The organism is Herbaspirillum rhizosphaerae, assembly GCF_001189965.1.
Classification (GTDB): Bacteria; Pseudomonadota; Gammaproteobacteria; order Burkholderiales; family Burkholderiaceae_D; genus Herbaspirillum; species Herbaspirillum rhizosphaerae.
Genome location: NZ_LFLU01000019.1, coordinates 1 through 13,193, shown reverse-complemented (window position 1 = coordinate 13,193; position 13,193 = coordinate 1). Strand labels below are relative to the sequence as shown.

The window sequence follows — 13,193 nt, the reverse complement described above, 5'->3', positions numbered from 1 at the left end:
GTCCCCTGGCGATGCGCAGCGAGCTAGTCTGGAAGTCCGCTTGAGAGTAGCCGGTGTCAGCAGGTGAAAATCGGAAAAAGAAGGGAAAAATGTCTGAGCGAAGCGAGTTGTTTTCCCTTCCCGATTTTCGCCTGCTGGCGCCGGGAACCCCCGAAGGGGGCTACGAACCGCGGCCGCCTTCTTTTGCTTACTTTTCTTGGCGGAGCAAGAAAAGTGAGTAGCTGCCGGGCTACCCCCGGCACGGTTGTCCGAAGAGAGAAACATCGAAGCTACACAAAAAAGATGATTGAAAAAATGCCCCAATAAAAAAGCGACCCCAAAGAGCCGCTTCCATCCAACCGATCCACCAGAGCGAATCAACCCCAAACCTCAAGCATGCATCACCCGCTGCACCTGCTTAGGAATCCACTCCTGCAAAGTAATCTCAATCGTAATAAACGAAAGATTGCTCCCCCTCACAAAACGCCCCGCAAAAATCTTCCCCTCCACATCCGCCACCACCCCCTGCAAGGGATTCGCATGCGGCTTGCCGTCACCAAAACCGATCTCGCCAAAGACATTGAGAATCTCCACCCCCGGCCCGTTGATCTCCATCTCCCGCCAGCCGGTCGGCGTCGCGTATTCCAGATGCGCATCAATGAGGCTGCCGATGGCGCCGCGCACGATGGCGGTTTGCATGCCGTATTGTCGGCATAGCGCTTCCACGCTTTCGGTGAGGTCCTGGTTGGGTTTGAGGCGGGCCATCACCAGTTTTCCCAGTGTGCCTTCTTCTACCTGAATATCGTTGTCGTGTGTAAGTGTCTCTGTGTTTTTTGTCAGTGTCGATGTCGTCATCATGATTCCATGGGTGTCGGATGCAATAGACTGAATAGCGTCTCTTCATCGCTGTTGACGACGAAAGCGCCCTGGGAAAACAAGCACAGGCGGATGATGAGCGGATCGTCGCCCACTTCCACCGTGTCGAGCAATAAATGCCCGCCGTGTATCGTTCCATCGCCGTCGAGAAAACCGGCGTGGCAGTGCAATAATATTTTTCCTTCCTGATTCTGGCCGACCGTGATCGCGCCGGTGACGAAGGTGATCACGCCTTCCAGTACATGCGGCGGACCGTAGTCATACGGGCGGTTGGCGTCGCGGGTGTTTTCGATGCGATGGTAATGCAGCTTGCGCGCAGTGCCGCCGCACATGCGGCCGACGCCGCCGCGCTGGCCGTAGCGTTTTAGCACCTCACGCAAGGCCTCGCCGACTTTGGTGCCGGGCTGCAGCGTGATGCGTAATTCTTCCGCCGGATTGGCTTCCAGGTCCAGCGTGCGCGGGTAGCTCTGCTGGCCGGCGTGAAGAAACTTGCGTACCTCGACAAAGCCCGGATGGCCGTCGGCGGACTTGTTGGAAATTTTCATAAGCGATAGTCACCTTTCTCCTCAAGCAAACTTTTGATCTGCTTTTTGACAATCTTTCCATAACCGGATTTTGGCATGGTCTCCCAGAACACGAAGCGGCGCGGCCATTTGTATTTGGCGATGCGACTCTCCAGATGCGACAGCAGTGCATCGCCGTCGGCCTGCTGGCCGGATTTGGCGACGATGACGGCGATGCCGCTTTCGCCCCACTTGGGATCCGGCACGCCGAGCACGGCGACTTCGGACACCGACGGATGCGTCAGCAGCGCTTCTTCGATCTCGCGCGGATAGACGTTGGAGCCGCCCGAGATGTACATGTCGGACGAGCGGCCGGTGATGTAGAGGAAGCCGTCTTCGTCGACGTGGCCGAGGTCACCGGTGTGGAACCAGTCGCCCTTGAAGGCTTTGGCGTTGGCGTCCGGATTGTTGTGATAGCCCATGAACACGGCCGGGCCGCGTACGCAGATTTCGCCGGTTTCGAAGGCTTTGAGTTTTTTGCAGCTGTCGTCGAGGATGGCGATTTCCATGCCGGTGCGCGGCATGCCGCAGGAGCCGACGCGCGCTTTCGGATGGGCGTCGTCCGCTTCGTGCATGTACGGCGGCAGGAAGGTAATGTTGCCGGTGACTTCGCCGAGACCGTAATACTGCACCAGCACCTTGCCGAGTTTCTTCAGGGCATACACCTGATCGGCGCGGTACATCGGCGCGCCGGCGTAGATGACGTGCTTCAGCGAGCTGTGGTCGTAGCGGTCGACCGATTCGTCTTCGGTCAGTATCTTGACGATGGTCGGCACGGTGAACATGTTGTCGACGCGGTGGCGCTGCACCAGTTGCCAGGCTTCTTCCGGCACCAGGCGTTCGGTCGACAGCAGGATGCTGGCGGCGCCGCGCGCGGTGTTGACCACGGCGTGGATGCCGGCGCCGTGCGACAGCGGCGCCACCACCAGCGAGCGCGACTGGTGCGTCAGGCCGGGCAGCAGGTCGGCGAGGTGATTGGTCACGACGAAAGCCATCTGGCCGTGCGACAGCATGCCGGCTTTGGGATGGCCGGTGGTGCCGGAGGTGTAGAAGAACCACAGCGGGTCGTCGTAATCGACCTCGACTTCATCGAAAGGCTGATGGGCGCCGGTCGCAGTGGCGAGCGTCTCGAAATCGAGTTCGCCGGCGCGTGGGTCTTGCAGCGCGATGATATGTTTCAGCGCTGGCGAGACTTCCTTGACCGCGTCGACGTAGTTGGCGAAACCGCGGTCGTACAGCATCACGCTGGCGCCGCTCGACTGGCCGAGATACGCAGCTTCCGGCGGCGTGATGCGCACATTGGTCGGCACCCAGACCATGCCCAGCTTGAAGGCCGCCCAGGCGCTTTCAAAAATCTGCAGGTTGTTGCGCGAATGGACCAGCATCTTGTCGCCTTTGCTCACGCCCAGCTTTTGCAGGGAGTGCGCGAGGGTGTCGACGCGGTCGTTGATCTGTTTCCAGGTGGCGATTTTGTCGCCTTTGCCGTCCGGCGTGCCGTCGCCGATGATCAGGCCGGGTTCGTCGGGAAAGCGGCGGGCGACGTCGGATAGCAGGCGCCCCAGGTTCATTACTTTGGTTAACATCGTCTCGCTCGTGTGTATTTTTTATGTGGGTCTGTACTACTGGTATTGCTTGCTGCATCTATTGCTGTCGTCCCAGCGAACGCTGGGACCCAGTATCGTCATCTGCGTTTGTCACGACACCGGATTCCAGCCCTCGCTGGAATGACATGAATACTTTGGAACGTGATTGATCAATGCACGCGTTCCAGAATGCTCACGTAATTCGCCACCGCAGCGCCGCCCATGTTGAACACGCCCGCATAGCGCGCATTCGGAATCTGCATGTCGCCCGCATCATGGCTGGCCTGCATCGCCGCCATCACGTGCATCGACACGCCGGTGGCGCCGACCGGATGGCCCTTGGATTTCAGTCCGCCGGATGGATTGATCGGCAGGCGGCCGTTCTTGGCGGTCACGCCGTCGAGGATGGCGCGCGCGCCCTGGCCCGGTTCGGCCAGGCCCATGGCTTCGTATTCCAGCAACTCTGCAATCGTGAAGCAGTCATGGGTTTCCACCAGGGACAGATCCAGCAGTTTCAGGTCGGCTTGTTTCAAGGCCTGTTGCCATGCCAGCGTGCCGGCTTCGAAACGGGTCGGGTCGCGGCGCGACAGCGGCAGGAAATCGTTGACGTGCACCGCGGCGCGGAAGGTCACGGCGCGTTGCATGGTATTGGCGACATCGGCGGCGCTCAGCACTATTGCGGCGGCGCCGTCCGAGATCAGCGAGCAGTCGGTGCGCTTCAACGGACCGGCGACGAAAGGATTCTTCTCCGACACATTGCGGCAAAAGTCGAAGCCGAAATCCTTGCGCATGTGGGCGTAAGGATTGCTCATGCCGTTCTTGTGATTCTTGGCGGCAATGGCGGCCAGCGCGTCCGACTGATCGCCGTAGCGCTCGAAATAGGCTTGCGCGATCTTGCCGAACACGCCGGCAAAGCCGCCGGGGATGCCGGCTTCTTCCTTGGCGTAGCAGCACTTGAGCAGCACTTCACCGACTTGCGGCGTGGCCAGCTCGGTCATTTTTTCAAAGCCGATCACCAGCGCATGCTTGGCCTGGCCGGACAGGATCGATTGCATGCCCGAGTGGATGGCCGCGGAACCGGTGGCGCAGGCGTTTTCGACGCGCACGGCCGGCTTGAAGCGCAGCGCAGGCAGGGTGTTGACGACGAGCGAGGACGGGAAGTCCTGATACAGGAAGCCGCCGTTGAAGGTGCCGATATGGATGGAGCCGATGTCTTCCGGCGTCAGGCCGGCGTGTTCGATGGCGGCCTTGGCGACCTGGCCGATCAGCGCCTCCGGATCGATGCCGTCGAGTTTGCCGAATTGGGAGTGGTTCCAGCCGGTGATGCAGGGTGAAGGTGCGGTCATTTGGGTTCCTGAAAAGAGTGTGTTGGAACAGCAATATGCAAAAACGATGCCACGATTTTTTCAGCCCGCCGCTGTCTCGCTAGCGTTGATTTTTATGGTGTCGGCCGGGCGTGGCTGGCCCGCAATGACGCGGTTTGCGGGCCGTGATGGCGGTAAACATAGCACGTCGCGGACGGCTTTGAATTTGCTGCGCTGCGGGATGAATTTGCCATATGAGCCGATGACAAGTGTATGGCAACTGTATAAGGCATGCGACAGGTGTCGCAGGAAAATAAACACCATATATCGCACTTACATCCCTTGTCGAAGCAGGCGTTTATCGCAGAGAATGTGCTTGCAATGCCGACTTCAGGGAGGGGCGCGCAAGTCTGCGGAGACAATCGACGACTTGGCATCCAAATTGCTCTGGTACGCATAAGCAGTGCTGAATTAGTCGTTACTAGTATCGACAACATAAATCGGCAACATAAATTAACCAAAACTAAAATCAGGAGACAAACAGATGGGTAACCCAACTGCCAGCATCACTCGCCGTCGTTTTTTGAAGACTGTTTCCGTTGCCTCGGCCGCCGCTGCCACCGGCATGATGTCGACCCAGGCATTTGCCGCTGCCGAGTTCACACTGAAGTACGCCAACAACCTGCCGGCGACCCATCCGATGAACCTGCGCGCCAAAGAAATGGCCGCCAAGATCGCGACCGAATCCAAGGGCCGTATCGACTTCCAGGTCTATCCGAACAATCAGCTCGGCAACGATACCGACACGCTGGGCCAGGTGCGCTCGGGTGCGGTCGACTTCTTCACACTGTCGCCGTTGATCCTGGGCACGCTGGTGCCGGCTGCGCAGATCAGTGGCGTCGGTTTCGCCTTCAAGGATTACAACCAGGTCTGGGCCGCGATGGACGGCGAGCTGGGCGCGCACGTGCGCAAGCAGATCGACGCCAAGTCGACCGTCTTCGCCTTTGAAAAAATCTGGGACAACGGCTACCGCCAGATCACCAACAGCACCCGTCCGATCAACAAGCCGGAAGACCTCAAGGGCATGAAGCTGCGCGTGCCGCCGAGCCCGCTGTGGACCTCGATGTTCCGCGCTTTCGATTCGGCGCCGGCCAGCATCAACTTCGCTGAAGTGTATTCCGCGCTGCAGACCAAGATCGTCGAAGGCCAGGAAAACCCGATGGCGATCATCTCGACCGCCAAGCTGTACGAAGTGCAGAAATTCTGCTCGATGACCAATCACATGTGGGACGGTTTCTGGTTCCTCGCCAACAAGAAGTCCTTCGAGCGTCTGCCGAAAGACCTGCAGGAAATCGTTACCCGCAACGTCAACGAAGCCGGCATGAAGCAGCGCGCCGACGTCAAGGCGCTCAACGATTCGCTGGCGACCGAAATGAAGGGCAAGGGTCTGGCCTTCAACGACACCGACAACGAAGCCTTCCGCGCCAAGCTGCGCAGCGCCGGTTTCTACGCCGAGTGGCACAAGAAGTTCGGCGATGAACCTTGGGCGCTGTTGGAGAAATACACCGGAAAGTTGGCGTAAATGGACGCGGCGATGACCGAAGTGAGAATGCCTTCTGCATCGGCGCCGAGCAACCCGCTGGCGCGACTGCTGGCGGGCGTCAATCGCGGCGTGATGCACGTTGTCGCCGCCGTTGCGGCCGCACTGGTAGTGGTGGAAACCGCGGTGCTGCTGGCCGGCGTGATCTACCGCTACGCGCTGCACGATCCGTTGATCTGGTCCGACGAACTGGCCTCGACGCTGTTCATCTGGCTGTCGATGCTGGGTGCGGTGCTGGCGCTGGACCGGGGCGAACACATGCGCCTGACCGCCATCGTCAACCGGCTCTCTGACAAGTGGCGCATCTGGCTGGAAACCGTGGCGGCATTGATCGTTTGCATCTTTGTGCTGATGATCATCCATCCTGCCGTCGACCATGCGTCCGAGCAGATGGCGATCACCACGCCTGCATTGGAAATCCCCGACGGCTTGCGTGCGGCGGCCTTGCCGGTCGGCGCGATCCTGATGTTCCTGGCGGCGATTGCGCGCATGGCCAGCCGTTCCAGCATCAAGCAGGTGCTGTCCGCGGTTGCTGTCGTGGCGGTCATCGGCGCTGTGCTGTGGATCGCCAAGCCGGCCTTGCTGGCGATGGGCAACTACAACCTGATCGTGTTCTTCGTGCTGCTGATCGGTGTCTGCGTGGCAGGCGGGATTCCGATTGCGTTTGCCTTCGGTACGGCCACGATGGCGTATCTGACGATCGCCACCGGCGCGCCGATGATGATTGTGGTCAGCCGCATGGACGAAGGCATGTCCAGCCTGATCCTGCTGTCGGTGCCCTTGTTCGTCTTGCTCGGTTCGCTGCTGGAAATCAGCGGCCTTGCCCGAACCCTGATCGACTTCATGGCGGCGCTGCTGGGCCATGTACGCGGCGGCTTGCAATACGTGCTGCTGGGCGCGATGTTCCTGGTGTCGGGTATCTCCGGTTCCAAAGCCGCCGACATGGCCGCGATTGCCCCGGCGCTGTTCCCGGAAATGAAGAAACGCGGCTCCAAGCCGGAAGAGCTGGTGGCCTTGCTGTCGTCCTCGGGCGCCATGACCGAAACGATTCCGCCCAGCCTGGTGCTGATCACCATCGGCGCGGTGTGCAGCGTATCGATCACCGCCTTGTTCATCGGCGGCCTGATGCCGGCGGTGATCGCCACGATTGCGATCGGCGTCATCTGCTGGTTCCGCGCGCGTCGCGAACCGATGCCGGATGTGAAGCGCGCCACCATCGGCGTGATCGGCAAGACCTTCATTGCCGCGATTCCCGCACTGGCCCTGCCGATGCTGATCCGCGTGGCGGTGATCGAAGGTGTGGCGACGGCAACGGAGGTGGCGACCATCGGCGTGGCCTATACGATCATTGTCGGCCTGATCATGCACGCCTTCATGAAGCACCTCGACTTCAAGCGCATCTATCCGATGCTGGTGGAAGCGGCGACCTTGTCGGGCGCCATTCTGCTGATCATCGGCATGGCCACCTCGATGGCGTGGGCGCTGACGCAGTCGGGCTTCTCGGCCAAGCTGGTGGCGCTGATGCAAGGCGTGCCCGGCGGCGGCATGGGTTTCCTGCTGATCACGATTGTCATCTTCATCGTGCTGGGCAGCATCCTGGAAGGCATTCCGGCAATCGTGCTGTTCGGGCCGCTGCTGTTCCCGGTTGCCCGTTCACTCGGTATCCATGACGTGCATTACGCCATGGTGGTGATCCTGGCGATGGGCATCGGCCTGTTTGCACCGCCGTTCGGCGTCGGCTTCTATGCCGCCTGCGCGATCGGCAAGGTGTCGCCGGACAAGGTCTTCAATCGCGTCTGGAGTTATCTGGCGGCGCTGGTGGTGGCGCTGCTGGTGGTGGCTGCGGTGCCGTGGATTTCCATCGGTTTCCTGGAACACTGATTAACAAAAACAAAATCTAAAAACGGCGGCTTGCACCTTTCCTCCGCAAGCCGCCATCCTCACGGAGACAACATGAACCAAAATGATAGCGGCGCCCGCGTGGCGCTCGTGACGGGCGGAGCCATGGGCATCGGCGCCGCAATTTGCCAGCGCCTGGCGCGCGACGGCTACACCGTACTGGTCTCGGACATCAATCTGGAGGCGGCCAAGGCCACTGCCGACAAGATCAACGCCGACGGCGGCAAGGCTGCGCCGCTGGCGATGGATGTCAGCAAGGCGGAGTCGATCGCCGCCGCTTTCTCCAACGTCGAAAAAGATTATGGCCGCTGCGACGTGCTGGTCAACAATGCCGGCGTCGCCAAGACCTTTCCCTTCCTCGACTACCCGCTCGACAACTGGCTGCTGACGATGAACATCAACGTCACCGGCGTCATGCTGTGCGGCCAGCATGCTGCGCGCATGATGGTGCGCAGGAAATGGGGCCGCATCGTCAATATCTCTTCCGTTTCCGGCATCCGCGCCGGCACCGGCCGCACCGCTTACGGCACGTCGAAAGCAGCGGTCATCGGCCTGACCAAGCAGATGGCGATTGAACTCGCCGGATCCGGCGTCACCGTCAATAGCGTCGCGCCGGGTCCGGTCGACACGCCGCTGACGCAAGCCGTGCATTCACCGGAAACGCGCAAGAGCTTCACCGACGGTGTGCCCATGCATCGCTACGGCAGCACCGACGAAATCGCTGCTGCCGTGTCTTTCCTGGCCGCCGACGATTCTTCTTACATCACCGGGCACGTGGTGCCGGTGGATGGCGGCTTCGTGGCCGCCGGCATCCTCGACATCTGAACGGAGCATCGCCATGACACGCGCAATGGAAGACAAGTCCGTCATCGTCAGCGGCGCAGGTTCGGTCGGCGAAGGCTGGGGTAACGGCAAGGCCGCCGCCGTGCTGTATGCGCGCGAAGGTGCGCGCGTGCTGGCCGTCGACCGCAATCTGGAAGCGGCGCAGGTCACTGCAGACCTGATCCGCAGCGAAGGCGGGATCTGCGAAGTGGTCGCCGCCGACGTTTCCAAAACATCCGACATCGAAGCCATGGTGCAAGCCGCGCTCGATCATTTCGGCCGCATCGACGTCTTGCACAACAACGTAGGCATCGCCGAAACCGGCGGTCCGGTCGAAGCCAGCGAAGAGAGCTGGAACCGCGTCATCGCCATCAACCAGACCAGCGTCTTCATGACCTGCAAGCACGTCTTGCCGGTGATGGAGAAGCAAAAGAAGGGCGCCATCGTCAATATCTCGTCGCTGGCGGCGATCCGCTGGGTGGGCTTTCCTTACGTCGCCTATTCGGCGTCCAAGGCGGCGATGCTGGCGCTGACCAAGAACATCGCCATGCAATACGCGCCGCTCGGCATTCGCGCCAACTGCGTGCTGCCGGGCTTGATGGACACGCCGATGATCCGCGAGCCGTTGAAAGCCTCTTACGGCGGCGACATCGAAGAGATGCGCCGCAAGCGTCATGAGCAATGCCCGATGGGGCACATGGGCGATGCCTGGGATGTGGCGCATGCGGCCTTGTTCCTGGCCTCGGATGCGGCGCGTTATGTCACCGGCGTGGATCTGATCGTCGACGGCGGTCTGAGCCTCAAATGCGTTTGAGCGCTTCACCCGATGAAACGCCGGTCGCGAAGCAGGTGTGACGAAAGGTAACTTGCCGTGCGCGGTCAAAGGGAACGGGTTGTAATATCCGGTCACGTTTCCTTTGACTGGTGATTGCATGCCTGGCTACCGCTCCCGTCGTTTTTCTCTGTTTGCATCTGCTTTGTTGTTCGTGTTGATGGCGCCGTTTGCGTCCGCCCAAACGTTGTGGCCGACAAGTGCGCAGTGGGAGCGATTGCGCTCGGGCATGCAAAGCGATCCCGTCGTGCGGCAGGCCATGGCAGCACAACGGCGCATCGCTGACGAAGCCTTGGCTGCGCCGCCGCAGCCGGTGGCGACCTTGTCCACCGGCGGTCGCCTGCAAGGCGACGCGATCAAGGAAAAAACTTCTGCCGGCCTGAAGGACATGGACAAGATTCAGGCCCTCGCCGTGACCTACAAGGTGAGCGGCGACGCCCGCTATGCCGGGCGTGCAGGCGAATTCCTCGACGCCTGGGCCGGACGCAATCGGCCCAGCGGTCAGCCTATCGATGAGACCGGGCTGGAACCGGCGATTTTCGGGTATCGCATCGTTCGCGCCGATTTACCTGCGGCCACGCGCGACCGTATTGATGTCTGGATGCACAGCATTGCAAATGCCGAGATCGCGTCGCGTGTCATGGGCAAGCCGACTGCCACCAACAACTGGCATAGCCATCGTCTGAAACTGGTCGGCCTGATCGGTTACGCCTTGGGCGATGCCAAATTGATCGGCTACGCCAAACAGGGGTTTCGCGCGCAGATCGGCGATAACCTGCGTCCCGGCGGCGAAAGCATCGATTTCATCGAGCGCGATGCCTTGTCGTATCACGTCTACGACCTGCGTCCGCTGGTGAGTCTGGCGCTGGCGTTCGCTGAAGACGGCGAGGATTTCTATCATTGCCAAGCGCCCAACGGCGCCTCGGTCGCCAACAGCGTTGCGTGGTTGCTGCCGTATGTCCGCGGAGAGAAGACGCATGCCGAGTTCGCCGGCAGCCGGGTGCCGTTCGACAAGGCGCGTTCCGACAATCATGAAAAGGGACATGAGATTGGCGCCGACTATGATCCGAAAAACGCCTTGCCGCTGATGGAGCTGGCTGCCGCCTATGATCCGGCCTGCGCCGAACTGGCGCGCCGGCTAGGCAATTCTGCACGTCTGCGGCTGGTGCTCAGTTCGCTCAAGGGCGGCTGATCTTGCGTTTTCTTGCAGCGACGGCAGGCGTCGCTGCATTGTGCTGGGCCTGCCGCAGATTGCTCCACACTTCTTCCGCCGTCTCCACGAAAGTCTGGATGCAGGGATTGCGGTTGTCCTTGTTCCAGATCACCGCGACTTCCACTACCGGCGCATCGGTCAGCGGTTTGAAGACCGTGGTTTCCAGATGCATGGCCTGCATCGAGTTCGGCACCATCGCCACGCCCAGGCCTTCGCCGACCAGGTTGACGATGGTTTGCTGCAGGTTGGCTTCCAGCTTGATGCGCGGGCGGAAGCCGGCGGCCAGGCAGCAATTGACGATCAGGTCGTACACCACCGGCGCAATCGCGCGCGGGATGCTGACGAAGGGATCGTCGGCCAGATCTCTGGCTGAAATCTTTTCACGTGAAGCCAGCCGGTGATTCTTCGGCAGCACCGCCACCAGCGGCTCGGAAAAGATGGTGCGGCTGTCCAGTCCGCTGCAATCCTCGGGGCGATACATGATGCCGACGTCGCGCTTTCCTTCCTTGATATCCACCGCCAGCAGGTTGGGCACATGCTCGGTCAGGCGCATGTCGACCTCCGGATAATTGGCCGAATAATGGCGCGTGACCGACGGCAGGATGTTATACGCCGTCGACATCATGAAGCCGACCAGCAGCGCGCCGCTCTTGCCTGCGCCGGTGCTGACGGCATTGCGCCTGGCGCGCTCCAGTGCATGAAAAATTTCAGCAGTGTCCCGGTAGAAATGTTTGCCCGCTTCGGTCAGCTGCACGCTGCGTTTGCTGCGATCGAACAATTGCACGCCGAGCTTCTTCTCCAGCGCCGCAATCTGCCGTGTGAGGGGCGGTTGCGAGATATGCAACAGCTCGGCGGCGCGTCCGAAATGCAGGGTTTCTGCTACGGTGCGGAAATAGGTGAGGTGGCGCAGTTCGATCATCTGATACCTTTAAGGTATTAATTGTATGTCTATATTGTATTGGAAGTTATCAGATAAGCTGGCTATTCTTTGCCGCAGAGTCAGCTTACTTGCGACTGGCTCATAGAAATTTTGTGTCGCCTCGACCGCGGCGAAGAGAATTTCAAAGGCGCGACCGGCCACGAACCGAGATAGACGCCACATAAGAAAAAGCAGTTCATAGACAGGAGACAAATCATGCCGACATCCACGGTAGACCTCGCTACGGCGCGCAGATATGTCAATAGCGCACGCTATCGCTCACTCGATGAACTCTGTGGCAGCGATCCGCAGATGCAAGACCTGGTCGCGCGCGGCAAGCGCCTGATCGACAAGAACATTCCCATCTTGATCCTCGGCGAAACCGGCACCGGGAAGGAATATTTGTCGCGCGCGCTGCATGCTTACAGCGCACGCCGCGCCGCCAACTGGGTGGCGGTGAACTGCGCATCGATTCCGGAGAGCCTGGCCGAGAGCGAATTGTTCGGCTACTGCAAAGGCGCGTTTTCGGGCGCGCTGCCGGGCGGCATGAAAGGCAAGGTGCAGCAGGCCGACGGCGGTACGCTGTTCCTCGATGAGATCGGCGACATGCCGTTTTCGTTGCAGACGCGTTTGCTGCGCGTGCTGTCGGAGCGCGAAGTGATTCCGCTGGGCGCGGCGCATCCGGTGCCGGTCGACGTGCATCTGATCTGCGCCACGCATCAGGACCTGAAGACGCTGGTGGCGCAGGGCCGCTTCCGCGAAGATTTGTATTACCGCATCGCCGGCGGCGTGTTGCGCTTGCCGTCGCTGCGTACACGCGCCGACAGGCGCGAGCTGATCATGCAGATGATCGCCGACGAAATGCCGGGGCGAGACGATGGCAACTACGTTGACGAGCGCATCCTTGCGCCGCAGGCCTTGCAGCAGATGCTGGCTTATCCGTGGCCGGGCAATCTGCGCCAGATGCACGCCGTGGTCCGCTACTGCTGCGCCGTCATGAACGGCGACCGGATTGAAGTCGCCGATTTGCCGGAAGAGCTGATGGAGTCGTTTTCCACATCGCTTCCCGCATCCCCTCATTTTGCGGGGCTGAATGCTGTTTCAGCCTCCAACTCAGTATCTAACTCAGGATCCAACATTCGCAGCATCGTGCCACAAGCCGGTGCTGCCGATATCCTTCCTCGCCAACCCGGCGGCCCGCTCGGGGACGAGCGTACGCGCGTTATCGATGCGCTGGTCGGCAGCCGCTGGAACATTTCCGCCGCCTCGCGGCAACTGGGAATGTGCCGCGCCTCGCTGTATCGAAAATTGCGTCAGCTGGATATTCCGCACGTGCGCGATCAGGCGATGCCTGCATACGCCGTGGCCTGATCTGCGACGCGATTTGCCGCTTGATTGAAATCCGTGCTGCACATATAGTCGCTGTCGCTTGACGCGGAAACGCAGAGCGACGGCATACCCATTACAAAACAGAAGAGCTCCGCTCCGACATTGAGGAAGATTTAGGAAGATTATGAAAGTTTTTTACGACAAAGACGCAGACCTGTCCCTGATCAAGAACAAGAACGTGACCATCATCGGCTACGGTTCGCAAGGCCATGCA

Annotated in this window: 12 protein-coding genes; 7 read left to right on the top strand and 5 right to left on the bottom strand. The window is 60.5% G+C overall.

Translation table 11 applies throughout. The features are described 5' to 3' along the window. Positions 1-369 precede the first annotated feature (369 nt). The 4 genes from AKL25_RS20270 to AKL25_RS20255 all read right to left on the bottom strand — a co-directional run bounded on the left by AKL25_RS20270 (position 370) and on the right by AKL25_RS20255 (position 4,347). Complete coding sequence (locus AKL25_RS20270) at positions 370-834, bottom strand: PPC domain-containing DNA-binding protein (protein ID WP_050479527.1); 465 nt, start codon at positions 832-834, stop codon at positions 370-372. After that, positions 834-1,400 carry a PCC domain-containing protein gene (locus AKL25_RS20265; protein ID WP_050479526.1) on the bottom strand — a complete coding sequence of 189 codons (567 nt, stop codon included), beginning with the start codon at positions 1,398-1,400 and terminating at the stop codon, positions 834-836. Before AKL25_RS20265 ends, AKL25_RS20270 begins: the two co-directional genes overlap by 1 nt. After that, positions 1,397-3,001, bottom strand: coding sequence for an acyl-CoA synthetase (locus AKL25_RS20260; RefSeq protein WP_205627283.1), 1,605 nt, complete (start codon positions 2,999-3,001; stop codon positions 1,397-1,399). Before AKL25_RS20260 ends, AKL25_RS20265 begins: the two co-directional genes overlap by 4 nt. A 170-nt stretch (positions 3,002-3,171) precedes the next feature. Further along, on the bottom strand, positions 3,172-4,347 hold the full coding sequence (locus tag AKL25_RS20255) for an acetyl-CoA acetyltransferase (protein WP_050479523.1): 1,176 nt from the start codon (positions 4,345-4,347) through the stop codon (positions 3,172-3,174). A gap of 502 nt (positions 4,348-4,849) precedes the next feature. Between AKL25_RS20255 and AKL25_RS20250 the strand changes: the two genes are divergently transcribed. From AKL25_RS20250 to AKL25_RS20230, 5 genes are all read left to right on the top strand, one after another. Beyond that, complete coding sequence (locus AKL25_RS20250) at positions 4,850-5,887, top strand: TRAP transporter substrate-binding protein (RefSeq protein ID WP_050479522.1); 1,038 nt, start codon at positions 4,850-4,852, stop codon at positions 5,885-5,887. A 12-nt stretch (positions 5,888-5,899) separates the two neighbouring features. After that, the gene (locus AKL25_RS20245) at positions 5,900-7,786 is read left to right on the top strand and encodes a TRAP transporter large permease (protein WP_050479589.1); all 1,887 of its coding nucleotides are present in this window, start codon (positions 5,900-5,902) and stop codon (positions 7,784-7,786) included. Positions 7,787-7,858: 72 nt separating this feature from the next. Next, entirely contained in the window at positions 7,859-8,629 is a 771-nt protein-coding gene (locus tag AKL25_RS20240; RefSeq protein WP_050479521.1) for an SDR family NAD(P)-dependent oxidoreductase, read from the top strand. A gap of 13 nt (positions 8,630-8,642) precedes the next feature. Next, entirely contained in the window at positions 8,643-9,440 is a 798-nt protein-coding gene (locus tag AKL25_RS20235; RefSeq protein WP_050479520.1) for an SDR family NAD(P)-dependent oxidoreductase, read from the top strand. A gap of 247 nt (positions 9,441-9,687) precedes the next feature. Beyond that, entirely contained in the window at positions 9,688-10,650 is a 963-nt protein-coding gene (locus AKL25_RS20230; RefSeq protein WP_205627282.1) for an alginate lyase family protein, read from the top strand. Here AKL25_RS20230 and AKL25_RS20225 read toward each other — a convergent pair. Beyond that, positions 10,637-11,590: a LysR family transcriptional regulator gene (locus AKL25_RS20225; protein ID WP_050479519.1), complete on the bottom strand. Its 954-nt coding sequence runs from the start codon at positions 11,588-11,590 to the stop codon at positions 10,637-10,639. The genes AKL25_RS20230 and AKL25_RS20225 overlap by 14 nt on opposite strands. A gap of 216 nt (positions 11,591-11,806) precedes the next feature. On the opposite strand from AKL25_RS20225, the gene AKL25_RS20220 reads away from it, so the two are divergent. Together AKL25_RS20220 and AKL25_RS24780 are read left to right on the top strand one after the other, a co-directional pair. Beyond that, the gene (locus tag AKL25_RS20220) at positions 11,807-12,961 is read left to right on the top strand and encodes a sigma-54-dependent Fis family transcriptional regulator (protein WP_050479517.1); all 1,155 of its coding nucleotides are present in this window, start codon (positions 11,807-11,809) and stop codon (positions 12,959-12,961) included. Positions 12,962-13,103: 142 nt separating this feature from the next. Continuing rightward, the coding region (locus AKL25_RS24780) for a hypothetical protein (RefSeq protein ID WP_157050713.1) at positions 13,104-13,193 on the top strand (90 nt) is incomplete at its 3' end.